This is a genomic window from Bacillus sp. FSL R7-0166, assembly GCF_038008935.1.
GTDB classification, from domain to species: Bacteria; Bacillota; Bacilli; order Bacillales; family Bacillaceae; genus Bacillus; species Bacillus altitudinis.
In genome coordinates, this window is sequence record NZ_JBBPAC010000001.1 from 136,105 (window position 1) to 156,146 (window position 20,042).

35 protein-coding genes are annotated in these 20,042 nt (G+C 42.3%); all 35 read left to right on the forward strand.

Features of this window, described 5'->3' with window-relative positions:
- Nucleotides 1–7 precede the first annotated feature (7 nt).
- Nucleotides 8–1,198: an elongation factor Tu gene (gene tuf / locus NST01_RS00720; protein ID WP_007496302.1), complete on the forward strand. Its 1,191-nt coding sequence runs from the start codon at nt 8–10 to the stop codon at nt 1,196–1,198.
- A gap of 109 nt (nt 1,199–1,307) precedes the next feature.
- The gene (locus NST01_RS00725) at nt 1,308–2,267 is read left to right on the forward strand and encodes an alpha/beta fold hydrolase (RefSeq protein ID WP_341041310.1); all 960 of its coding nucleotides are present in this window, start codon (nt 1,308–1,310) and stop codon (nt 2,265–2,267) included.
- A gap of 218 nt (nt 2,268–2,485) precedes the next feature.
- Entirely contained in the window at nt 2,486–2,794 is a 309-nt protein-coding gene (rpsJ, locus tag NST01_RS00730) for a 30S ribosomal protein S10 (RefSeq protein ID WP_003156464.1), read from the forward strand.
- Between the two features lie 37 nt (nt 2,795–2,831).
- Nucleotides 2,832–3,461: a 50S ribosomal protein L3 gene (gene rplC / locus NST01_RS00735; protein ID WP_007496311.1), complete on the forward strand. Its 630-nt coding sequence runs from the start codon at nt 2,832–2,834 to the stop codon at nt 3,459–3,461.
- 27 nt (nt 3,462–3,488) lie between these two features.
- Nucleotides 3,489–4,112 (forward strand): 50S ribosomal protein L4, encoded by a 624-nt coding sequence (rplD, locus tag NST01_RS00740; protein ID WP_007496312.1) that lies wholly within the window; start codon nt 3,489–3,491, stop codon nt 4,110–4,112.
- On the forward strand, nt 4,112–4,399 hold the full coding sequence (gene rplW, locus NST01_RS00745; protein ID WP_003217016.1) for a 50S ribosomal protein L23: 288 nt from the start codon (nt 4,112–4,114) through the stop codon (nt 4,397–4,399). The genes rplD and rplW overlap by 1 nt, the downstream gene beginning before the upstream one ends.
- A gap of 28 nt (nt 4,400–4,427) precedes the next feature.
- Nucleotides 4,428–5,261, forward strand: a complete 834-nt coding sequence (gene rplB / locus NST01_RS00750) for a 50S ribosomal protein L2 (protein WP_007496314.1) — start codon at nt 4,428–4,430, stop codon at nt 5,259–5,261.
- Between the two features lie 57 nt (nt 5,262–5,318).
- Nucleotides 5,319–5,597 carry a 30S ribosomal protein S19 gene (gene rpsS / locus NST01_RS00755; protein WP_003216920.1) on the forward strand — a complete coding sequence of 93 codons (279 nt, stop codon included), beginning with the start codon at nt 5,319–5,321 and terminating at the stop codon, nt 5,595–5,597.
- Between the two features lie 17 nt (nt 5,598–5,614).
- A complete protein-coding gene (rplV, locus tag NST01_RS00760; protein WP_007496316.1) occupies nt 5,615–5,956 on the forward strand; it encodes a 50S ribosomal protein L22 in 342 nt (113 codons plus the stop codon).
- Between the two features lie 3 nt (nt 5,957–5,959).
- On the forward strand, nt 5,960–6,616 hold the full coding sequence (gene rpsC / locus NST01_RS00765) for a 30S ribosomal protein S3 (protein ID WP_003217241.1): 657 nt from the start codon (nt 5,960–5,962) through the stop codon (nt 6,614–6,616).
- Nucleotide 6,617: 1 nt separating this feature from the next.
- Nucleotides 6,618–7,052 carry a 50S ribosomal protein L16 gene (gene rplP / locus NST01_RS00770; protein ID WP_003225801.1) on the forward strand — a complete coding sequence of 145 codons (435 nt, stop codon included), beginning with the start codon at nt 6,618–6,620 and terminating at the stop codon, nt 7,050–7,052.
- The gene (gene rpmC / locus NST01_RS00775) at nt 7,042–7,242 is read left to right on the forward strand and encodes a 50S ribosomal protein L29 (RefSeq protein ID WP_003217155.1); all 201 of its coding nucleotides are present in this window, start codon (nt 7,042–7,044) and stop codon (nt 7,240–7,242) included. The genes rplP and rpmC overlap by 11 nt, the downstream gene beginning before the upstream one ends.
- 25 nt (nt 7,243–7,267) lie before the next feature.
- On the forward strand, nt 7,268–7,531 hold the full coding sequence (gene rpsQ / locus NST01_RS00780; protein ID WP_003216906.1) for a 30S ribosomal protein S17: 264 nt from the start codon (nt 7,268–7,270) through the stop codon (nt 7,529–7,531).
- Nucleotides 7,532–7,570: 39 nt separating this feature from the next.
- Complete coding sequence (gene rplN / locus NST01_RS00785; protein WP_003216882.1) at nt 7,571–7,939, forward strand: 50S ribosomal protein L14; 369 nt, start codon at nt 7,571–7,573, stop codon at nt 7,937–7,939.
- Nucleotides 7,940–7,974: 35 nt separating this feature from the next.
- A complete protein-coding gene (rplX, locus tag NST01_RS00790; protein WP_007496325.1) occupies nt 7,975–8,286 on the forward strand; it encodes a 50S ribosomal protein L24 in 312 nt (103 codons plus the stop codon).
- 25 nt (nt 8,287–8,311) lie between these two features.
- Complete coding sequence (rplE, locus tag NST01_RS00795) at nt 8,312–8,851, forward strand: 50S ribosomal protein L5 (protein WP_003217159.1); 540 nt, start codon at nt 8,312–8,314, stop codon at nt 8,849–8,851.
- Between the two features lie 22 nt (nt 8,852–8,873).
- A complete protein-coding gene (gene rpsN / locus NST01_RS00800; protein WP_008356542.1) occupies nt 8,874–9,059 on the forward strand; it encodes a 30S ribosomal protein S14 in 186 nt (61 codons plus the stop codon).
- A 31-nt stretch (nt 9,060–9,090) separates the two neighbouring features.
- Nucleotides 9,091–9,489, forward strand: coding sequence for a 30S ribosomal protein S8 (gene rpsH / locus NST01_RS00805; protein ID WP_007496327.1), 399 nt, complete (start codon nt 9,091–9,093; stop codon nt 9,487–9,489).
- A 31-nt stretch (nt 9,490–9,520) separates the two neighbouring features.
- A complete protein-coding gene (rplF, locus tag NST01_RS00810) occupies nt 9,521–10,057 on the forward strand; it encodes a 50S ribosomal protein L6 (protein ID WP_008345395.1) in 537 nt (178 codons plus the stop codon).
- 32 nt (nt 10,058–10,089) lie between these two features.
- Nucleotides 10,090–10,452 carry a 50S ribosomal protein L18 gene (gene rplR / locus NST01_RS00815; RefSeq protein ID WP_003216951.1) on the forward strand — a complete coding sequence of 121 codons (363 nt, stop codon included), beginning with the start codon at nt 10,090–10,092 and terminating at the stop codon, nt 10,450–10,452.
- Between the two features lie 24 nt (nt 10,453–10,476).
- Nucleotides 10,477–10,977, forward strand: coding sequence for a 30S ribosomal protein S5 (gene rpsE / locus NST01_RS00820; RefSeq protein ID WP_007496332.1), 501 nt, complete (start codon nt 10,477–10,479; stop codon nt 10,975–10,977).
- A 13-nt stretch (nt 10,978–10,990) separates the two neighbouring features.
- Nucleotides 10,991–11,173 (forward strand): 50S ribosomal protein L30, encoded by a 183-nt coding sequence (rpmD, locus tag NST01_RS00825; protein ID WP_003217067.1) that lies wholly within the window; start codon nt 10,991–10,993, stop codon nt 11,171–11,173.
- A 30-nt stretch (nt 11,174–11,203) separates the two neighbouring features.
- On the forward strand, nt 11,204–11,644 hold the full coding sequence (rplO, locus tag NST01_RS00830; protein WP_003216888.1) for a 50S ribosomal protein L15: 441 nt from the start codon (nt 11,204–11,206) through the stop codon (nt 11,642–11,644).
- 1 nt (nt 11,645) lies between these two features.
- Nucleotides 11,646–12,938 (forward strand): preprotein translocase subunit SecY, encoded by a 1,293-nt coding sequence (gene secY, locus NST01_RS00835; RefSeq protein ID WP_007496334.1) that lies wholly within the window; start codon nt 11,646–11,648, stop codon nt 12,936–12,938.
- 55 nt (nt 12,939–12,993) lie between these two features.
- On the forward strand, nt 12,994–13,647 hold the full coding sequence (locus NST01_RS00840) for an adenylate kinase (RefSeq protein WP_007496336.1): 654 nt from the start codon (nt 12,994–12,996) through the stop codon (nt 13,645–13,647).
- Complete coding sequence (map, locus tag NST01_RS00845) at nt 13,644–14,390, forward strand: type I methionyl aminopeptidase (protein WP_007496338.1); 747 nt, start codon at nt 13,644–13,646, stop codon at nt 14,388–14,390. Before NST01_RS00840 ends, map begins: the two co-directional genes overlap by 4 nt.
- Before the next feature lie 310 nt (nt 14,391–14,700).
- Nucleotides 14,701–14,919 carry a translation initiation factor IF-1 gene (gene infA, locus NST01_RS00850; protein WP_003217190.1) on the forward strand — a complete coding sequence of 73 codons (219 nt, stop codon included), beginning with the start codon at nt 14,701–14,703 and terminating at the stop codon, nt 14,917–14,919.
- 31 nt (nt 14,920–14,950) lie between these two features.
- Nucleotides 14,951–15,064 carry a 50S ribosomal protein L36 gene (gene rpmJ, locus NST01_RS00855; protein WP_003156543.1) on the forward strand — a complete coding sequence of 38 codons (114 nt, stop codon included), beginning with the start codon at nt 14,951–14,953 and terminating at the stop codon, nt 15,062–15,064.
- Nucleotides 15,065–15,085: 21 nt separating this feature from the next.
- The gene (gene rpsM / locus NST01_RS00860) at nt 15,086–15,451 is read left to right on the forward strand and encodes a 30S ribosomal protein S13 (protein WP_003217023.1); all 366 of its coding nucleotides are present in this window, start codon (nt 15,086–15,088) and stop codon (nt 15,449–15,451) included.
- Between the two features lie 20 nt (nt 15,452–15,471).
- Nucleotides 15,472–15,867: a 30S ribosomal protein S11 gene (gene rpsK, locus NST01_RS00865; protein WP_003217231.1), complete on the forward strand. Its 396-nt coding sequence runs from the start codon at nt 15,472–15,474 to the stop codon at nt 15,865–15,867.
- Between the two features lie 175 nt (nt 15,868–16,042).
- Nucleotides 16,043–16,987: a DNA-directed RNA polymerase subunit alpha gene (locus NST01_RS00870; RefSeq protein WP_003217009.1), complete on the forward strand. Its 945-nt coding sequence runs from the start codon at nt 16,043–16,045 to the stop codon at nt 16,985–16,987.
- A gap of 75 nt (nt 16,988–17,062) precedes the next feature.
- Nucleotides 17,063–17,425, forward strand: a complete 363-nt coding sequence (gene rplQ, locus NST01_RS00875) for a 50S ribosomal protein L17 (protein WP_003216944.1) — start codon at nt 17,063–17,065, stop codon at nt 17,423–17,425.
- A 124-nt stretch (nt 17,426–17,549) separates the two neighbouring features.
- A complete protein-coding gene (locus NST01_RS00880) occupies nt 17,550–18,392 on the forward strand; it encodes an energy-coupling factor ABC transporter ATP-binding protein (RefSeq protein WP_008345218.1) in 843 nt (280 codons plus the stop codon).
- Entirely contained in the window at nt 18,368–19,237 is an 870-nt protein-coding gene (locus NST01_RS00885) for an energy-coupling factor ABC transporter ATP-binding protein (RefSeq protein ID WP_007496346.1), read from the forward strand. Before NST01_RS00880 ends, NST01_RS00885 begins: the two co-directional genes overlap by 25 nt.
- Nucleotides 19,234–20,031 carry an energy-coupling factor transporter transmembrane component T family protein gene (locus NST01_RS00890; RefSeq protein WP_008345215.1) on the forward strand — a complete coding sequence of 266 codons (798 nt, stop codon included), beginning with the start codon at nt 19,234–19,236 and terminating at the stop codon, nt 20,029–20,031. Before NST01_RS00885 ends, NST01_RS00890 begins: the two co-directional genes overlap by 4 nt.
- The last annotated feature ends 11 nt before the right edge of the window (nt 20,032–20,042 follow it).

Sequence of the window (20,042 nt, forward strand, 5' to 3'; positions counted from 1 at the left end):
TTTTAGAATGGCTAAAGAAAAATTCGACCGTTCCAAATCGCATGCTAACATTGGTACAATTGGACACGTTGACCATGGTAAAACAACTCTAACTGCTGCTATCTCAACAGTTCTTCATAAGAAATCTGGTAAAGGTACAGCTATGGCTTATGACCAAATCGATGGTGCTCCAGAAGAGCGTGAGCGTGGAATCACAATCTCAACTGCACACGTTGAGTATGAAACTGAAACTCGTCACTATGCACACGTAGACTGCCCAGGACACGCTGACTATGTTAAAAACATGATCACTGGTGCTGCTCAAATGGACGGCGCGATCTTAGTAGTATCTGCTGCTGATGGTCCAATGCCACAAACTCGTGAGCACATCCTACTTTCTCGTAACGTAGGTGTTCCTTACATCGTAGTATTCCTTAACAAATGTGACATGGTTGACGATGAAGAGTTACTTGAACTTGTTGAAATGGAAGTTCGTGACCTTCTTTCTGACTATGACTTCCCTGGTGACGATGTACCAGTTATCAAAGGTTCTGCTCTTAAAGCTCTTGAAGGTGATGCTGATTACGAAGCAAAAATCTTCGAACTTATGGATGCGGTTGATGAGTACATCCCAACTCCAGAGCGTGACACTGAGAAGCCATTCATGATGCCAGTTGAGGACGTATTCTCAATCACTGGTCGTGGAACAGTTGCTACTGGTCGTGTTGAGCGTGGACAAGTTAAAGTCGGTGACGAAGTTGAAATCATCGGTCTTCAAGAAGAAAACGGTAAAACAACTGTTACAGGTGTTGAAATGTTCCGTAAACTTCTTGACTATGCTGAAGCTGGTGACAACATCGGTGCACTACTTCGTGGTGTATCTCGTGAAGATATCCAACGTGGTCAAGTACTTGCTAAACCAGGTACAATCACTCCACATAGCCGTTTCAAAGCTGAAGTTTATGTACTTTCTAAAGAAGAGGGTGGACGTCATACTCCATTCTTCACTAACTACCGTCCGCAGTTCTACTTCCGTACAACTGACGTAACTGGTATCGTACATCTTCCAGAAGGTACTGAAATGGTAATGCCTGGCGATAACACTGAGATGGAAGTTGAACTTATCTCTACTATCGCTATCGAAGAAGGAACTCGTTTCTCTATCCGTGAGGGTGGACGTACTGTAGGTTCTGGCGTCGTTTCTACTATCATTAAGTAATAACAGTTAAAAAGAGACTCCTTGCAAAAGGGTCTCTTTTTTTGCTTTTCCAGTGCATAACGGCTACTATAAGCTATAGAATCTAAATGGAACCGAGAGGATCACTGGAATGGCGAAGACAATGTTGAAAAAGTGGCTGATTGGCGGGCTTGATCAATGGATTATGATAAAAGAAGATCAAGCAGAAAAAACAAAACCTGTTTTATTATTTTTACACGGTGGCCCAGGCTCAGCTCAAATGAGTTATATCGATTCCTTTCATAAGGAACTTGATCAAGACTTCACTGTTGTTCATTGGGACCAACGCGGTGCAGGACTGTCTTATCAAAAAGACATTCCTGAGTCTTCTATGACCATTGGGCAATTCATAGAGGATACGATTGAGCTTACAGAAAAACTGCTTTCTTATAATGATCAAACGAAAATATACATTGCGGGTTATTCATGGGGATCATTAATTGCGATACAAGCTGTACATAAACGACCAGATTTGTATCATGCCTATTATGGAATTAGTCAGGTAGTTGATGTATTAAAAGAGGATATTGTATCGTACGAACTTCTTCTAAAAAAATATCAAGGCAAGCATTTCTTCACTAGATGTCTAAGATTGCTGACACCACCCCCTTGGAAACGCACCTCTGCTCATGCTTTGTTCTCTCTATATAAAGAGTTCGCAAAAGTAGGGCTCACGCATAGGTGGAAGCCACTTTTTCAAATGCTGTATGCATTTCTTGTTAGTAAGCATTATCAGCTAAAAGATAAGTGGAAATTCCTTATGGGACAGAAGTATAGCCAGGATATGCTGTGGGACGAGCTGATGAACGAAAGCATTCAATACCGAGTTTCTTCTATATTAATACCCTGCTACTTTATCATCGGGGAACATGACATGATTACACCAGCTGCTGTTTCAAAACCATATGTTGATCAACTTACAGCACCAATAAAAGAGTGGTTTACTTTTAAAGAATCTGCGCATTCTCCGCATATTGAAGAGCCAGAAGAATTTATTCGTATCGTCAGGAAGACAGCTACACATCATCTTCAGGGAAAGCTTGATTTATAGGCTGAACCCCTGTATAATATGAAAAGTGTGCAAATCATAAATTTATCCGATTTATTATTGCAACACGCAGGCCAATTTGGTACAATAGTGCATGTTGGTCTTTGACTGCGATGAAGTGAGAGGTTGCTGACACACCCGGCCGCTTTGCCATGGCAAGGTGATCAGGTTTTTCTCACGGAGAACTGTCTAACGTAAGTAGGCGAAAAGGAGGGAAAATAATGGCAAAACAAAAAATTCGTATTCGTTTAAAAGCATATGATCATAGAATTCTTGATCAATCTGCTGAGAAGATTGTTGAAACGGCTAAGCGTTCTGGTGCTAGTGTATCTGGTCCAATCCCGCTTCCAACTGAAAAATCAGTTTACACAATCCTTCGTGCGGTGCATAAGTACAAAGATTCTCGTGAGCAATTCGAGATGCGTACTCACAAACGTCTAATCGACATCGTGAATCCAACTCCGCAAACAGTTGATGCACTTATGCGTTTAGATTTACCATCCGGTGTAGATATCGAAATCAAACTTTAATTCAAATAGAAAACACATATTATAGGAGGTGTGACGAATGACCAAAGGAATCTTAGGTAGAAAAATTGGTATGACGCAAGTATTCGCAGAAAACGGTGATCTTATCCCTGTAACTGTTGTTGAGGCTGCTGCTAACGTTGTTCTTCAGAAGAAGACTACTGACACGGATGGCTATGAAGCAATCCAAATCGGTTTTGACGACAAACGTGAGAAGCTTTCTAACAAACCAGAGAAAGGCCACGTTGCTAAAGCGGAAACTGCTCCTAAGCGCTTCGTAAAAGAATTACGCGGTGTGGAGTTAGATGCGTATGAAGTTGGTCAGGAAGTCAAAGTTGATATTTTCGCAAATGGAGATATCGTAGATGTAACAGGAACATCAAAAGGTAAAGGATTCCAAGGGGCTATCAAACGCCACGGACAATCACGCGGACCAATGACTCACGGTTCACGTTACCACCGTCGTCCTGGTTCAATGGGACCTGTTGATCCAAACCGAGTATTCAAAGGTAAACTTCTTCCAGGACGTATGGGCGGAGAGCAAATCACTGTCCAAAATCTTGAGATCGTTAAAGTTGATGCAGAACGCAATCTTCTTTTGATCAAAGGTAACGTACCAGGAGCTAAAAAATCTCTAGTAACTGTAAAGAGTGCAGTTAAAACTAAATAACTCTCTTAGGAAAGGAGGAAACAAGTCATGCCAAAAGTAGCATTATTTAACCAAAACGGTTCTACTAACGGTGAAATCGAATTAAACGCTTCTGTGTTTGGAATTGAGCCAAACGAAAGCGTAGTATTCGATGCTATTCTTATGCAAAGAGCTTCCTTACGTCAAGGAACTCACAAAGTAAAAACTCGTTCTGAAGTACGTGGCGGAGGTCGTAAACCTTGGAGACAGAAGGGTACAGGTCGTGCTCGTCAAGGTTCTATCCGTTCACCACAATGGCGCGGAGGCGGTATCGTATTCGGTCCAACACCACGCAGCTATTCTTATAAATTACCTAAAAAAGTTCGCCGCTTGGCTATCAAGTCAGTATTGTCTTCTAAAGTAATCGACAACAACATCATCGTTCTTGAAGATCTTACTCTTGATGCAGTGAAAACGAAAGAATTCGCAGGCATCCTTAAAGGGTTATCTGTTGAGAAGAAAGCGTTGATCGTCACTGCGGATGCAAACGAAACAGTTGCTTTATCTGCTCGTAACATCCCTGGAGTAACAGTTGTTGAAGCTAACGGTATCAACGTTCTTGACGTTGTCAACCACGACAAACTTCTGATCACTAAAGCAGCGGTTGAAAAAGTAGAGGAGGGACTTGCATAATGAAAGATCCTCGTGATGTTCTAAAGCGCCCTATCATTACTGAACGTTCTGCTGATCTAATGACAGAGAAGAAGTACACGTTCGAAGTTGATGTCAGAGCTAACAAGACAGAAGTGAAAGACGCTGTTGAAGAGATCTTTGGAGTGAAAGTTGAGAAAGTCAACGTTCAAAACTACAAAGGTAAATCAAAACGCGTTGGACGCTACACTGGTATGACTAGCCGTCGCAGAAAAGCGATCGTGAAATTAACTGCTGACAGCAAAGAAATCGAAATTTTTGAAGCGTAAATCTTAAAAAGAAGGAGGGAAATTCAAAATGGCGATTAAAAAGTATAAACCAACCAGTAATGGTCGTCGTGGCATGACTACTTCAGATTTTGCTGAAATCACGACTGACAAACCAGAAAAATCGTTGCTTGCACCGCTTCACAGAAAAGGCGGACGTAACAACCAAGGTAGATTGACTGTTCGTCATCAAGGTGGCGGTCACAAACGTCAATACCGTATCATCGACTTTAAGCGTGATAAAGACGGTATACCTGGACGCGTTGCTACAATCGAGTATGATCCAAACCGTTCAGCGAACATCGCTCTTGTAAACTATGCAGATGGTGAGAAACGTTACATTCTTGCTCCGAAAGGAATCCAAGTTGGTACTGAAGTTACTTCTGGACCAGAAGCTGACATCAAACCAGGTAATGCTCTTCCACTTATCAACATCCCAGTTGGTACAGTTGTGCATAACATTGAATTAAAACCAGGTAAAGGTGGACAATTAGTTCGTTCTGCTGGTACTTCTGCTCAAGTTCTAGGTAAAGAAGGTAAATACGTTCTTGTACGTTTGAACTCTGGTGAAGTACGCATGATCCTTTCTGCTTGCCGTGCGACTATCGGTCAAGTTGGAAACGAACAACACGAACTAATCAACATCGGTAAAGCTGGACGTTCTCGCTGGAAAGGCGTACGCCCAACAGTTCGTGGTTCTGTAATGAACCCTAACGATCACCCACACGGCGGTGGTGAAGGACGCGCTCCAATCGGACGTAAATCACCAATGTCTCCATGGGGTAAACCGACTCTTGGATTCAAGACTCGTAAGAAAACCAACAAGTCTGATAAATTCATTGTACGTCGTCGTAAAAACAAGTAACGGGGTTGTCTACGGTTCATTTAGGACCGTAGTTCAATCACGAAGGGAGGTTCCACAATGGCTCGCAGCTTAAAAAAAGGACCATTTGTTGATGATCATTTGATGGCTAAAGTCGAGAAATTGAATGAAACTGACAAAAAGCAAGTCGTAAAAACTTGGTCTCGTCGTTCTACAATTTTCCCACAATTCATCGGTCACACAATCGCTGTCTATGACGGACGCAAACATGTACCTGTTTTCATTTCTGAAGATATGGTAGGTCACAAATTGGGCGAATTCGCACCAAGCCGTACTTACAAAGGTCATGCTAGTGACGATAAAAAAACAAGACGCTAATGAGAGGAGGCTTTTAAATGCAAGCTAAAGCTGTCGCAAGAACAGTCCGTATTGCTCCTCGTAAAGCACGTCTAGTAATGGACCTGATCCGAGGTAAGCAAGTAGGAGAAGCAGTTTCTATCTTAAACCTTACACCTAAGGCTGCTTCACCAATTATTGAAAAAGTATTAAAATCTGCTATCGCAAATGCTGAGCACAACTACGAGTTGGACGCTAACAGCCTAGTGATTACTCAAGCATTCGTTGACGAAGGTCCAACACTTAAGAGATTCCGTCCACGTGCTATGGGTCGTGCGAGCGCAATTAACAAACGTACTAGCCACATTACAATCGTTGTATCAGAAAAGAAGGAGGGATAATCCGTGGGTCAAAAGGTAAATCCAGTAGGTCTTCGTATTGGCGTCATTCGTGATTGGGAATCTAAATGGTTCGCAGGAAAAGATTACGCTGACTTCTTACATGAAGACTTGAAAATCCGTGAATTCATCAGCAAGCGTTTGTCTGACGCGTCTGTTTCTAAAGTAGAAATCGAACGTGCTGCAAACCGCGTAAATATCACAATCCACACGGCTAAACCAGGTATGGTAATTGGTAAAGGCGGATCTGAAGTTGAAGCACTTCGTAAAGCTCTTAACAGCCTAACTGGCAAACGTGTACACATCAACATTCTTGAAATCAAGAGAGCAGATCTTGATGCTCAGCTAGTTGCTGAAAACATCGCTCGTCAACTTGAAAATCGTATTTCATTCCGTCGTGCACAAAAACAAACAATCCAACGCACAATGCGTGCTGGAGCACAAGGAATCAAAACAATGGTTTCTGGTCGTCTTGGCGGTGCAGATATTGCTCGTTCTGAATATTACAGTGAAGGTACTGTTCCATTGCACACACTTCGTGCTGACATCGACTATGCTACTGCTGAAGCTGATACTACTTATGGTAAGCTTGGCGTAAAAGTATGGATCTATCGTGGAGAAGTCCTTCCAACTAAGAAGAATACTGCGGAAGGAGGAAAATAATATGTTATTGCCAAAACGCGTGAAGTATCGCAGAGAACATCGTGGAAAAATGCGTGGTCGTGCAAAAGGCGGCACTGAAGTACATTTCGGTGAGTTCGGTATCCAAGCTCTTGAAGCTTCTTGGATCACTAACCGTCAAATCGAAGCTGCTCGTATTGCTATGACTCGTTACATGAAACGTGGCGGTAAAGTTTGGATTAAAATTTTCCCTTCTAAGCCATACACAGCTAAACCTCTAGAGGTCCGCATGGGTTCCGGTAAAGGTGCTCCAGAAGGCTGGGTAGCTGTAGTAAAACCGGGCAAAGTTTTATTTGAAATTTCTGGTGTGTCTGAAGAAGTTGCTCGTGAAGCTCTTCGTCTTGCATCTCACAAATTGCCAATTAAAACGAAGTTCGTAAAACGTGAAGAAATTGGTGGTGAATCAAATGAAAGCTAATGAAATTCGTGACCTTACCACTGCTGAAATTGAACAAAAAGTAAAGTCTCTTAAAGAAGAACTTTTCAATCTTCGTTTCCAATTAGCGACTGGGCAGCTTGAAAACACTGCTCGCATTCGTGAAGTGCGTAAATCAATCGCACGCATGAAAACTGTGATTCGTCAAAGAGAAATCGCTGCTAATAAATAATAATTAGAGGGGAGGCCCCGCAAACATGAGCGAACGTAACCAACGTAAAGTGTATCAAGGTCGTGTTGTTTCTGACAAAATGGATAAAACCATCACTGTTGTAGTTGAAACATACAAAAAGCATTCACTTTATGGCAAACGTGTAAGATACTCTAAAAAGTTCAAAGCACATGATGAAAACAACCAAGCAAAAATCGGAGACATCGTAAAGGTCATGGAAACTCGTCCATTATCTGCGACTAAACGCTTTCGTCTAGTTGAAGTTGTCGAAGAAGCTGTTATTATCTAATAAAGTTCGGATTTCTTTTTCCGAAGGGAGGTAACATTAATGATTCAACAGGAGACTCGTTTAAAAGTAGCTGACAACTCTGGCGCACGCGAAGTACTAACGATTAAAGTTCTTGGTGGCTCTGGACGTAAAACGGCTAACATCGGTGATGTCATTGTTTGTACGGTTAAACAAGCAACACCAGGAGGCGTTGTCAAAAAAGGTGAAGTTGTGAAAGCAGTTATCGTTCGTACTAAGAGCGGAGCTCGCAGAAACGATGGATCTTACATCAGTTTTGATGAAAATGCATGTGTCATCATCCGTGACGACAAAAGCCCACGTGGAACTCGTATCTTCGGACCAGTAGCACGTGAACTTCGTGAAAACAACTATATGAAAATTGTTTCTTTAGCACCAGAAGTACTTTAATGAATACAATCCGCGACTCAAGGAGGTGCGATTAAATGCATGTTAAAAAGGGCGATAAAGTAGTGGTTATCTCTGGTAAAGATAAAGGTAAACAAGGTGTCATCCTTGCTGCTTTCCCTAAAAAGGACCGTGTTTTAGTAGAAGGTATTAACCTTGTGAAAAAACACTCTAAACCAACCCAAGCTAACCCTCAAGGCGGAATTTCTGAACAAGAAGCGCCGATCCACGTATCAAACGTAATGCCGCTTGATCCTAAAACGGGTGAAGTGACACGTATTGGATATAAAGTTGAGGACGGAAAGAAAGTCCGTGTAGCGAAAAAATCTGGGCAAGTTCTAGATAAATAGTAAATAAGGAAGGGAGGTCTTTCTCATGAACCGCCTTAAAGAAAAGTATGTAAAAGAAATTACACCTGCATTAGTTTCTAAGTTTGAATACAAATCAGTAATGCAAGTGCCAAAAATCGAAAAAATCGTGATCAACATGGGTGTTGGTGACGCCGTTCAAAACGCTAAAGCAATCGATACTGCTGTTGAAGAATTAACGTTTATCGCTGGTCAAAAACCTGTCGTTACTCGTGCGAAGAAGTCTATTGCTGGATTCCGTCTACGTGAAGGAATGCCAATCGGTGCGAAAGTAACACTTCGCGGAGAGCGCATGTACGATTTCCTTGATAAACTTATTTCTGTATCTTTACCACGTGTACGTGACTTCCGCGGGATTTCTAAGAAATCTTTCGACGGTCGTGGAAACTACACGCTTGGTATTAAAGAACAGTTAATCTTCCCAGAAATTGATTACGATAAAGTAACAAAAGTCCGCGGTATGGATATCGTTATCGTTACGACTGCCAACACGGACGAAGAAGCACGTGAGTTATTAACTCAAGTAGGTATGCCGTTCCAGAAATAATCAATGAAAGGGAGGCGAAATCGTGGCTAAAAAGTCTATGATTGCGAAACAACAACGCAAACAAAAGTTTAAAGTTCAAGAGTATACGCGCTGCGAACGTTGTGGACGTCCACATTCAGTAATTCGCAAGTTTAAACTTTGCCGTATTTGTTTCCGCGAACTTGCATATAAAGGACAAATTCCTGGCGTTAAAAAAGCCAGCTGGTAATCCCCATAAATGGGAAGGAGGTTATTAAATAATGGTTATGACAGATCCGATTGCAGATTTGCTGACTCGTATTCGCAATGCGAACATGGTACGTCATGAGAAGCTAGAAGTACCGGCTTCAAAAATCAAAAGAGAAATTGCTGAAATCTTAAAGCGTGAAGGTTTTATCCGTGACGTTGAGTACGTCGAAGACAGCAAACAAGGAATTATCCGTTTGTTCCTTAAATACGGCCAAAACAACGAACGTGTTATCACTGGTCTTAAAAGAATCAGTAAACCTGGTTTACGCGTATATGCGAAATCAAATGAAGTACCACGTGTACTTAACGGACTTGGAATCGCAATTATTTCTACATCACAAGGTGTTTTATCGGACAAAGAAGCCCGTGCTAAACAAGCTGGTGGAGAAGTACTTGCTTACGTATGGTAAAAAAAGTTTAAGATGAATGGAGGTGCTTGGTATGTCTCGTATAGGTAAAAAGCTAATCGAGATCCCTTCAGGAGTAACTGTGACAAACAACGATAACACAGTGACAGTAAAGGGACCAAAAGGTGAACTAACTCGTGCATTTCACCCTGATATGGAAATTAAAATTGAGGACAACGTCTTAACTGTAAGCCGTCCGTCTGAAAATAAAGAACACCGTGCATTACATGGTACAACACGTAGCTTAATTGCAAACATGGTTGAAGGTGTATCTAAAGGTTTCGAAAGAGGTTTAGAACTAATCGGTGTCGGTTACCGTGCAGCTAAATCTGGAAACAAACTTGTTCTTAACGTTGGATACTCTCACCCAGTTGAAATCGTTCCTGAGGCTGGAGTTGAAGTAGAAGTTCCATCTCAAACGAAAGTAATCGTTAAAGGTATCGATAAAGAGCGTGTAGGAGCTCTAGCTTCTAACATCCGCGCTGTCCGTGCTCCAGAGCCTTACAAAGGTAAAGGAATTCGTTACGAAGGTGAATTCGTTCGCCGTAAAGAAGGAAAAACTGGTAAGTAAGATCGCTTAATGTGAAGAAAGGAGTGACTCGGATGATTACGAAAACTAGCAAAAACGCTACTCGTCTTAAAAGACACGCTCGTGTTCGTGCGAAACTTTCAGGTACTGCTGAAAGACCTCGCCTTAACGTTTTCCGTTCTAACAAGAACATCTACGCTCAAGTAATTGATGATGTTAACGGTGTAACACTTGTAAGTGCTTCTACTCTTGATAAAGAGTTAAAGATCGAGAATAGTTCTGACGCTGCAGCTGCTACTAAAGTTGGCGAACTTGTTGCAAAACGTGCTGTTGAAAAAGGCATCTCTAACGTGGTATTTGACCGCGGAGGATACTTATATCATGGACGTGTAAAAGCTCTAGCTGAAGCTGCTCGTGAGGCTGGACTTAAATTTTAATAAAAGAAGGAGGGACACATCCGAATGAGTCGTATTGACCCAAGCAAATTAGAGTTAGAAGAACGCTTAGTTACGGTTAACCGGGTAGCGAAAGTTGTTAAAGGTGGACGTCGTTTCCGTTTTGCAGCTTTAGTTGTTGTCGGTGACAAAAACGGTCATGTAGGATTCGGTACTGGTAAAGCACAAGAAGTACCAGAAGCGATCCGCAAAGCTGTTGAAGACGCGAAAAAGAATTTAATTGAAGTACCAATGGTTGGAACTACAATTCCACATGAAATCATCGGTCGATTCGGTGCAGGAAACGTTCTATTGAAGCCTGCTTCAGAAGGTACAGGAGTTATCGCTGGAGGCCCAGTGCGTGCGGTACTTGAGCTTGCTGGTCTAGCTGATATCCTTTCTAAATCTCTAGGTTCTAATACACCGATCAACATGATCCGCGCAACACTTCAAGGTTTAAGTGAACTTAAACGTGCTGAAGATGTAGCGAAGCTTCGTGGAAAATCTGTAGAAGACCTGTTAGGATAAGGAGGGAACAATAATGGCAAATAAATTAGAAATTACCCTCAAACGCAGTGTAATCGGTCGCCCGGAAGATCAGCGTGTCACTGTTCGTACTCTTGGTCTAAAGAAAACAAACCAAACAGTCGTACATGAAGACAATGCAGCGATCCGCGGCATGATTAACAAGGTGTCTCATTTAGTTTCTGTTAAAGAACAATAAAACATTTTTAATCGATAAGGAGGTGCCCAAATGAAACTTCATGAATTGAAGCCTTCAGAAGGTTCACGTAAAGTACGCAACCGTGTTGGTCGTGGTATTGGATCAGGTAACGGTAAAACTTCTGGTAAAGGTCATAAAGGTCAAAACGCTCGTTCTGGCGGCGGTGTACGCCCTGGATTCGAAGGTGGTCAAATGCCTTTATTCCAACGCCTTCCAAAACGTGGTTTTACAAACATCAACCGTAAAGATTACGCGGTAATCAACTTAGACAGATTAAACAGTTTTGACGAAGGAACGGAAGTCACTCCTGAACTTCTTCTAGAGACTGGTGCAATAAGCAAGTTAAAAGCAGGAGTAAAAATTCTTGGCAACGGTAAATTAGAAAAAAAATTAACTGTAAAAGCCAATAAATTCTCTGCTTCTGCTAAAGAAGCGATTGAAGCTGCTGGCGGTACAGCCGAGGTGATCTAACTTGTTTAAGACAATCTCCAATTTTATGCGTGTGAAAGATATACGGAATAAGATTATATTTACACTTTTAATGTTAGTCGTCTTTCGTATAGGTGCTTTCATCCCTGTGCCTAATGTGAACGCCGAAGTTCTCCAGGCACAGGATCAAATGAGTGTTTTCGGAATCCTCAACACGTTTGGGGGCGGGGCACTTTTCCAATTCTCCATTCTTGCAATGGGGATTATGCCGTATATCACTGCTTCGATTATCATCCAGCTCTTGCAGATGGATGTTGTACCGAAGTTTACTGAGTGGTCAAAGCAAGGAGAGGTTGGCCGCCGAAAATTAGCACAATTCACAAGGTATTTTACAATTGTTCTAGGATTTATCCAGGCGTTAGGAATGTCATATGGATTTAACAATATGGCAGGAGGCATGCTGATTGAAAACCCAGGTGTTTCAACGTATCTCTTAATTGCGGTCGTACTCACTGCGGGAACAGCATTTTTAATGTGGCTGGGAGAGCAGATTACTGCTCACGGTGTTGGTAACGGTATTTCGATTATTATCTTTGCCGGTATCATCGCAGGTATCCCTCAAACATTAAAGCAAGTGTACGCTCAGCAATTTGTAGGTGGAGATGGACAGCTGTTCATGCAAATCCTGAAAATTGCCCTTATTGTGATTGCTATTCTTGTCATTGTTATCGGTGTTATTTACATTCAAATGGCAGTGAGAAAGATTGCGATTCAATATTCAAAAGGAACTGGCCGTGCACAAATGTCTGCTAGTCAAGCAACGCACCTTCCATTGAAAGTGAATCCAGCAGGGGTGATTCCAGTCATCTTTGCCGTTTCGTTCATTATTACTCCGCAGACGATCGCATCGTTCTTCGGAACAAATAATGTGACAACCTGGATAACTAACAACTTTGACTATACTAAGCCAATCGGTATGACGATTTATGTAGCACTGATTGTTGCTTTCACATATTTTTATGCCTTTGTCCAAGTAAACCCTGAACAAATGGCTGAAAATCTGCAAAAGCAGGGTGGCTATATCCCGGGAGTTCGTCCAGGGAAAATGACTCAAGATAGAATTACGAGCATTTTGTACCGACTCACGTTTGTGGGCGCCATTTTCTTAGCCGTGATTTCAATACTTCCTATCTTTTTCATTCAATTCGCTGGATTACCTTCCGCTGCACAAATTGGCGGCACAAGTCTTCTCATTGTTGTAGGTGTTGCACTTGAAACAATGAAACAGCTTGAAAGCCAATTAGTGAAACGAAATTACCGTGGATTTATGAAATAAAACAGAGGGCTGGGCTCCTGCCCAACCTCTCTAAGTAAGGAAGGGGAAATCCGAAATGAACTTAGTCTTAATGGGGCTTCCGGGTGCTGGTAAAGGCACTCAGGCAGAACGAATTGTTGATGATTATGGGATCCCTCATATCTCAACAGGAGATATGTTCCGTGCTGCTATGAAAGAGGAGACACAACTTGGGCTCGAAGCAAAATCCTTTATCGATAAAGGAGAGCTTGTTCCTGATGAGGTCACAATCGGTATTGTTAGAGAAAGACTTGGCAAGAATGATTGTGAACAAGGTTTTCTTCTGGACGGATTTCCGCGAACAGTCGCTCAGGCTGAAGCTTTAGAAGACATTCTAAAGGACCTTGGCAGAACGATTGATTATGTCATTAATATTAAAGTCGATAAAGATGCTTTGATGGAGCGTCTGACTGGCCGAAGAATTTGCAAAGATTGCGGAGCAACATATCATTTAGTATTCAATCCACCTGCGAAAGAAAATGTTTGTGACAAGTGTGGAGGCGAGCTTTATCAACGTGCAGATGATAATGCAGAAACTGTTTCGACAAGACTTGAAGTGAACTTAAAGCAGACTGAACCTTTACTGAATTTCTATTCAGAAAAAGGATATCTTGCAAACATTGATGGTGCGAAGCACATTAACGATGTTTACGCTGATATCAAGGACCTGCTTGGGGGATTAAATAAATGATTATCTGTAAAACTCCTCGCGAGCTTGAGATTATGAGAGAAGCTGGACGCATTGTCGCACTGACTCATGAAGAGCTGAAGAAACACATAAAACCAGGTATTTCGACAAAAGAATTGGATCAAATTGCCGAACGTTTTATTACAAAGCAGGGTGCAATCCCATCTTTTAAAGGGTATAATGGTTTTCGCGGGAGCATTTGCGTTTCGGTGAATGAAGAACTCGTTCACGGTATTCCTGGTAAACGGGTTTTACGTGATGGAGACATCATTAGTATCGATATCGGCGCAAAGTTAAATGGCTATCATGGTGACTCTGCTTGGACTTATCCAGTTGGGGTAATCAGTGATGAGGACCGCAAACTACTGGAAGTCACAGAGGAATCTCTATATAAGGGCTTACAGGAAGCAAAGCCAGGTGAACGTCTGTCAAACATTTCCCATGCCATACAAACGTATGTTGAAGGTGAGAATTTCTCAGTTGTTAGAGAATATGTTGGACATGGGGTCGGACAGGATCTTCATGAGGACCCTCAAATTCCTCATTATGGTCCGCCGAACAAAGGCCCACGGCTCAAACCTGGAATGGTGTTGGCCATCGAACCGATGGTGAACGCAGGCAGCCGATATGTGAAAACACTGGCTGATAACTGGACGGTTGTAACGGTTGATGGGAAAAAGTGTGCTCACTTTGAGCATACGATTGCGATTACAGATACAGGTTTTGATATACTGACTAAGATTTAGGTCTTCACTGAAGCCTTTCAGGCCCAAATCGGGCAGGTTGTCTGTATAGTCCAAGGAAAGAACAAGATCAGTATACAGTTGTCATCGGCGTGTTCGATGGCTGCCAAGTACTAATCGCAGACGGAGAAAAGCGTAAATTCATTCTCCTAAGAAAAAATATCAATCATTTAACCTTTTATGATTGCGTATCTCCGGAAGTTCAGAACAGTATATTCAAAACAGGTCGGGTGATAGATGGACAATTGAGAACATCTCATTTGGACATTTATCAGAGAGCAAGTTACTGATTTGAAGAAGGGAGAACACTTGAATGGCGAAAGACGATGTAATTGAAGTGGAAGGTACTGTAGCAGAAACTTTGCCAAATGCAATGTTCAAAGTTGAACTAGAGAATGGTCATACAGTTTTGGCTCATGTATCAGGAAAAATCCGTATGCACTTCATTCGCATTTTACCTGGAGACAAAGTTACGGTAGAATTATCTCCATATGACTTAACTCGTGGTAGAATTACGTACCGTTACAAATAAAGCAACTCCGGAAGAAGGAGGTTGGAAACACATGAAAGTGAGACCATCTGTTAAACCTATCTGTGAAAAATGTAAAGTGATTCGCAGAAAAGGAAAAGTAATGGTGATCTGTGAAAACCCAAAACATAAACAAAAACAAGGCTAATAACAAGGAGGTGCCCAAATCATGGCTCGTATTGCTGGTGTAGATATTCCACGTGATAAGCGTGTTGTCATTTCTTTAACATATGTTTTTGGAATTGGTCGTACGACGGCTCAACAAGTCCTTAAAGAAGCAGGTGTTTCTGAAGACACTCGCGTTCGCGATCTAACTGAAGACGAACTAGGTAAAATCCGTGATATCATTGACAAACTTAAAGTAGAAGGTGACCTTCGTCGTGAAGTTTCACTTAACATTAAGCGTCTAATTGAAATCGGAAGCTACCGCGGAATCCGTCATCGTAGAGGACTTCCTGTTCGTGGACAAAACACAAAAAACAACGCGCGCACTCGTAAAGGTCCGCGTCGTACTGTAGCTAACAAGAAAAAATAAGTAAAGGAGGTAGTTAAAGAATGGCTGCTGCTCGTAAACAAAATACGCGTAAACGTCGCGTGAAAAAGAATATTGAAGCTGGAATCGCTCATATCCGTTCCACTTTCAACAACACGATTGTAACGATTACTGATGTTCATGGAAACGCAATTTCTTGGTCAAGTGCTGGTGCATTAGGATTCAGAGGTTCTCGTAAATCTACTCCTTTCGCTGCACAAATGGCTGCTGAAACTGCTGCTAAAGGTTCTATCGAACATGGTCTTAAAACACTTGAAGTAACTGTTAAAGGTCCTGGTTCTGGTCGTGAAGCTGCAATTCGTGCGCTTCAAGCTGCAGGTCTTGAAGTTACTGCAATCAGAGACGTAACTCCAGTTCCTCATAACGGATGCCGTCCACCAAAACGTCGCCGCGTGTAATTTGTTTGTATAGATTTTGTGTCCCTGTCAATAATGGGTTATGATACAGTTATTTATGAGACGAATACACGACTCGTTGCCTGAGCACATACGGGACTAAACAATGAGGAATTTCGGATGGAATCTCATATGATTCTATTCGAGGTTTCGACGTTTTGAAGGAGGGTTTTATTAGATGATCGAAATTGAAAAACCAAAAATCGAAACGGTTGAAATCAGCGACGATGCCAAGTATGGCAAGTTTGTCGTAGAGCCACTTGAGCGTGGATATGGTACCACTTTAGGGAACTCCCTTCGTCGTATCCTTTTATCCTCACTTCCTGGTGCAGCTGTAACATCGATCCAGATAGATGGTGTCTTACACGAATTCTCAACGATCGAAGGCGTGGTTGAAGATGTTACAACGATTATCTTAAACATTAAAAAGCTTGCACTCAAAATCTACTCTGAAGAAGAGAAGACGCTTGAAATTGATGTACAAGATGAAGGAACTGTAACAGCTGCTGATATTACACACGACAGCGATATTGAAATCTTAAATCCAGATCTTCACATCGCAACTCTTGGCAAAAATGCGAGCTTCCGTGTTCGTTTGACTGCACAAAGAGGTCGCGGGTATAATCCTGCTGATGCAAACAAAAGAGACGATCAGCCTATCGGCGTGATTCCGATCGACTCAATCTATACACCTGTATCTCGTGTAACTTATCAAGTGGAGAACACCCGTGTTGGGCAAATCACAAACTATGATAAATTAACACTAGATGTATGGACTGATGGAAGCACAGGACCGAAAGAAGCGATCGCTCTAGGTTCTAAGATTTTAACTGAACACCTAAATATTTTCGTTGGGTTAACTGACGAAGCTCAGCATGCAGAAATCATGGTTGAAAAAGAAGAAGACCAAAAAGAAAAAGTGCTTGAAATGACAATTGAAGAGCTTGATCTTTCTGTTCGTTCTTACAACTGTTTGAAGCGTGCGGGTATTAACACTGTTCAAGAGCTTGCTAACAAGACAGAAGAGGATATGATGAAAGTTCGTAACCTTGGACGTAAATCTCTTGAAGAAGTGAAAGCGAAACTAGAAGAACTTGGACTGGGTCTTCGTAAAGACGATTGACTAGTTTCATTGTGAACTAGGATTTTCGTGTGTTTTTTATTCATACAGCATCTCTAATTAAGGAGGGGACATCACATGGCATACAGAAAGCTAGGACGCACTAGTGCACAACGTAAAGCAATGCTTCGTGACCTAACGACTGATTTGATCATCAACGAACGCATCGAAACAACTGAAACACGTGCGAAAGAACTTCGCTCTGTAGTTGAAAAAATGATCACTCTTGGCAAACGCGGAGATCTTCATGCTCGCCGTCAAGCTGCAGCTTACATTCGTAACGAAGTAGCTAACGCTGAAACAAACCAAGATGCACTTCAAAAATTATTCGCTGACGTTGCAACTCGCTACGAAGATCGCCAAGGTGGATACACTCGTATCATGAAGCTTGGACCTCGTCGCGGCGATGGCGCACCAATGGCTGTCATTGAATTAGTTTAATCACATATCGTGTATCTAAGAAAGGGCGGGACAGTTCATAACTGGATCTATGCCCTTTTTTAGATACTACGGCTTTTTAGCAATAGGCAAAGTAGAGGTTGAGCTGAGAGGAGGTCCGGTAGAGATGGAGAAGACATTAATTGACGTAAAAGACATTGTATTTCGTTATCACAAAGATGCGGACAAGCCCGCTTTAGACCAAGTGTCATTGCATGTGAATCAAAATGAATGGCTTGCCATTGTTGGCCACAACGGTTCAGGTAAATCCACACTTGCCCGTGTACTGAATGGGCTCATTTTACCGGATGCAGGAACGGTCAAGGTTGGTGAGATTGAGCTGAAAGAAGAAAGTGTTTGGGATATTCGCAAAAAGGTCGGCATGGTCTTTCAAAACCCAGACAACCAATTCGTTGGCTCAACGGTTCGTGATGATGTGGCTTTTGGTTTAGAAAATAACGGGGTTGAGCGGGAATTGATGATAGAGCGTGTAGATTGGGCTGTCAAACAGGTCAATATGCAGGAGTTTCTTGATCAAGAGCCGCACCATCTATCAGGCGGGCAAAAACAGAGAGTAGCAATCGCAGGTGTACTTGCCGCAAGCCCTGACATCATGATCTTGGATGAAGCAACATCAATGCTTGATCCGATTGGCCGTGAAGAAGTGTTAGAAACCGTCAGACTGCTGAAGGAACAAGGAACGGTCACGGTCATTTCCATCACACATGATTTAGACGAGGCTGCGAAGGCAGACCGCGTTATTGTGATGAATGGCGGGAAGAAATTTGCCGAGGGAACACCAGAGGAAGTATTTGAACTAGATGAACAGCTGGTTCAGATTGGACTTGATCTGCCATTTTCCTACCGGTTGAGTAAGCAATTGAAGCAGCAAGGTGTGCCGCTTGCAAATGCCCATTTGACACAAGAAGGATTGGTGAAAGAGCTATGGACATTACGATCAAAGAATTAGAGCATCGTTATCAAATGAAAACGCCGTTTGAGCGTCTCGCTTTGTATGATGTCAATGCTTCCATCAAAGAAGGCAGCTATGTTGCTGTCATCGGTCATACGGGTTCTGGCAAGTCGACATTGCTGCAACATTTAAATGGACTGCTCAAACCAACGAAGGGGAGCATTGCGCTTGGAGATACGGTCTTACAAGCCAATAAAAAGCAGAAGGAACTGAAATCTCTTCGAAAAAAAGTAGGTATCGTGTTTCAATTTCCTGAACATCAGCTCTTTGAGGAGACCATTCTGAAGGATATCTGCTTTGGTCCGATGAATTTCGGCGTTCCAAAAGAAAAGGCAGAAGCTAAGGCTAAAGAAATGCTGAAGCTTGTAGGCCTTCCTGAATCCTTGTTATCTCGATCACCCTTTGAATTAAGCGGTGGACAAATGAGACGTGTGGCGATTGCAGGTGTTCTAGCGATGGAGCCAGAAGTGCTTGTGCTTGATGAGCCGACTGCGGGATTAGATCCACGCGGACGTAAAGAAATCATGGACATGTTCTATGAGCTTCATCAAAAAGCCAACCTGACGACGATCCTTGTGACACACAGTATGGAAGATGCCGCTCATTATGCGGATCAAATGATTGTGATGCACAAAGGAACAGTAAAGGCGACAGGTACGCCGAGGGAGCTATTTGCCAATCGTACAGACATGTCTTCTTTCGGACTGGACCTCCCGGAAACGATCAAATTCCAGCAGGCTGTCGAAGAAAAGCTTGGGATGACATTTCCAAGACCGCTTCTGACCATGGATGAAATGGCAGAAGCCTTAACAGCTTTATATCAGGAGGACACGACATCATGATGGATAGTATGATTATCGGCAAATATGTGCCAGGTACATCCTTTGTCCATCGTCTTGATCCAAGGACAAAGCTGTTATCAATTTTCTTTTTTGTCTTTATTGTCTTTTTTGCGAATAACTACATCACTTACGGGCTTTTAGGTGTCTTCACTATTCTTGTGGTGATGGTGTCTCAGGTGCCGCTGTACTTTATTCTCAAAGGAATGAAACCCATCCTTTGGATTGTTCTGTTTACCTTTATTCTGCATATCTTCATGACAAAGGATGGCGCTTTGCTCTTTCACTTTGGTTTTCTGAATATTTATGAAGAAGGTCTAAAACAGGGGATTTTCATTTCACTCCGTTTTGTCTATCTCATCATGATGACAACACTTCTGACGTTGACCACAACACCTATTGAAGTGACAGACGGTATGGAGAAGCTGCTGCATCCTTTCCGTAAAATCAAGCTGCCTGTTCATGAGCTTGCTCTTATGATGTCTATCTCTCTTCGATTTATTCCGACTTTACTCGAAGAAACAGACAAAATCATGAAAGCACAAATGGCAAGAGGTGTTGATTTTACAAGCGGACCCGTGAAAGATCGTTTAAAAGCGATTGTCCCATTGCTTGTCCCGCTTTTCGTCAGTGCGTTTAAGCGTGCGGAGGAATTGGCGACCGCTATGGAAGCGAGAGGCTACCGCGGGGGAGAAGGACGTACGAAATACCGTCAGCTTGTCTGGGGCATGAAAGACACGTTCACGCTGCTTTTATTCATCCTGTTAACAGCACTCCTTGTGCTGCTTAGAAATTAGGTGATGCCTAG

Bases quoted from the DNA above. Each gene is read 5' to 3' on its own strand.
- rplC (WP_007496311.1), top strand. From the start codon at position 2,832: ATGACCAAAGGAATCTTAGGTAGAAAAATTGGTATGACGCAAGTATTC.
- NST01_RS00870 (WP_003217009.1), top strand. From the start codon at position 16,043: ATGATCGAAATTGAAAAACCAAAAATCGAAACGGTTGAAATCAGCGAC.
- rplD (WP_007496312.1), top strand. From the start codon at position 3,489: ATGCCAAAAGTAGCATTATTTAACCAAAACGGTTCTACTAACGGTGAA.
- rpsK (WP_003217231.1), top strand. From the start codon at position 15,472: ATGGCTGCTGCTCGTAAACAAAATACGCGTAAACGTCGCGTGAAAAAG.
- tuf (WP_007496302.1), top strand. From the start codon at position 8: ATGGCTAAAGAAAAATTCGACCGTTCCAAATCGCATGCTAACATTGGT.
- NST01_RS00880 (WP_008345218.1), top strand. From the start codon at position 17,550: ATGGAGAAGACATTAATTGACGTAAAAGACATTGTATTTCGTTATCAC.
- rplO (WP_003216888.1), top strand. From the start codon at position 11,204: ATGAAACTTCATGAATTGAAGCCTTCAGAAGGTTCACGTAAAGTACGC.
- NST01_RS00890 (WP_008345215.1), top strand. From the start codon at position 19,234: ATGATGGATAGTATGATTATCGGCAAATATGTGCCAGGTACATCCTTT.
- rplX (WP_007496325.1), top strand. From the start codon at position 7,975: ATGCATGTTAAAAAGGGCGATAAAGTAGTGGTTATCTCTGGTAAAGAT.
- rplR (WP_003216951.1), top strand. From the start codon at position 10,090: ATGATTACGAAAACTAGCAAAAACGCTACTCGTCTTAAAAGACACGCT.
- rpsH (WP_007496327.1), top strand. From the start codon at position 9,091: ATGGTTATGACAGATCCGATTGCAGATTTGCTGACTCGTATTCGCAAT.
- rpsQ (WP_003216906.1), top strand. From the start codon at position 7,268: ATGAGCGAACGTAACCAACGTAAAGTGTATCAAGGTCGTGTTGTTTCT.
- NST01_RS00840 (WP_007496336.1), top strand. From the start codon at position 12,994: ATGAACTTAGTCTTAATGGGGCTTCCGGGTGCTGGTAAAGGCACTCAG.
- rpsM (WP_003217023.1), top strand. From the start codon at position 15,086: ATGGCTCGTATTGCTGGTGTAGATATTCCACGTGATAAGCGTGTTGTC.
- rpmC (WP_003217155.1), top strand. From the start codon at position 7,042: ATGAAAGCTAATGAAATTCGTGACCTTACCACTGCTGAAATTGAACAA.
- rplW (WP_003217016.1), top strand. From the start codon at position 4,112: ATGAAAGATCCTCGTGATGTTCTAAAGCGCCCTATCATTACTGAACGT.
- NST01_RS00725 (WP_341041310.1), top strand. From the start codon at position 1,308: ATGGCGAAGACAATGTTGAAAAAGTGGCTGATTGGCGGGCTTGATCAA.
- rpmD (WP_003217067.1), top strand. From the start codon at position 10,991: ATGGCAAATAAATTAGAAATTACCCTCAAACGCAGTGTAATCGGTCGC.
- infA (WP_003217190.1), top strand. From the start codon at position 14,701: ATGGCGAAAGACGATGTAATTGAAGTGGAAGGTACTGTAGCAGAAACT.
- rpsS (WP_003216920.1), top strand. From the start codon at position 5,319: ATGGCTCGCAGCTTAAAAAAAGGACCATTTGTTGATGATCATTTGATG.
- rplF (WP_008345395.1), top strand. From the start codon at position 9,521: ATGTCTCGTATAGGTAAAAAGCTAATCGAGATCCCTTCAGGAGTAACT.
- rplV (WP_007496316.1), top strand. From the start codon at position 5,615: ATGCAAGCTAAAGCTGTCGCAAGAACAGTCCGTATTGCTCCTCGTAAA.
- rpmJ (WP_003156543.1), top strand. From the start codon at position 14,951: ATGAAAGTGAGACCATCTGTTAAACCTATCTGTGAAAAATGTAAAGTG.
- NST01_RS00885 (WP_007496346.1), top strand. From the start codon at position 18,368: ATGGACATTACGATCAAAGAATTAGAGCATCGTTATCAAATGAAAACG.
- rplP (WP_003225801.1), top strand. From the start codon at position 6,618: ATGTTATTGCCAAAACGCGTGAAGTATCGCAGAGAACATCGTGGAAAA.
- rpsJ (WP_003156464.1), top strand. From the start codon at position 2,486: ATGGCAAAACAAAAAATTCGTATTCGTTTAAAAGCATATGATCATAGA.
- map (WP_007496338.1), top strand. From the start codon at position 13,644: ATGATTATCTGTAAAACTCCTCGCGAGCTTGAGATTATGAGAGAAGCT.
- rplB (WP_007496314.1), top strand. From the start codon at position 4,428: ATGGCGATTAAAAAGTATAAACCAACCAGTAATGGTCGTCGTGGCATG.
- rplQ (WP_003216944.1), top strand. From the start codon at position 17,063: ATGGCATACAGAAAGCTAGGACGCACTAGTGCACAACGTAAAGCAATG.
- rplE (WP_003217159.1), top strand. From the start codon at position 8,312: ATGAACCGCCTTAAAGAAAAGTATGTAAAAGAAATTACACCTGCATTA.
- rplN (WP_003216882.1), top strand. From the start codon at position 7,571: ATGATTCAACAGGAGACTCGTTTAAAAGTAGCTGACAACTCTGGCGCA.
- rpsE (WP_007496332.1), top strand. From the start codon at position 10,477: ATGAGTCGTATTGACCCAAGCAAATTAGAGTTAGAAGAACGCTTAGTT.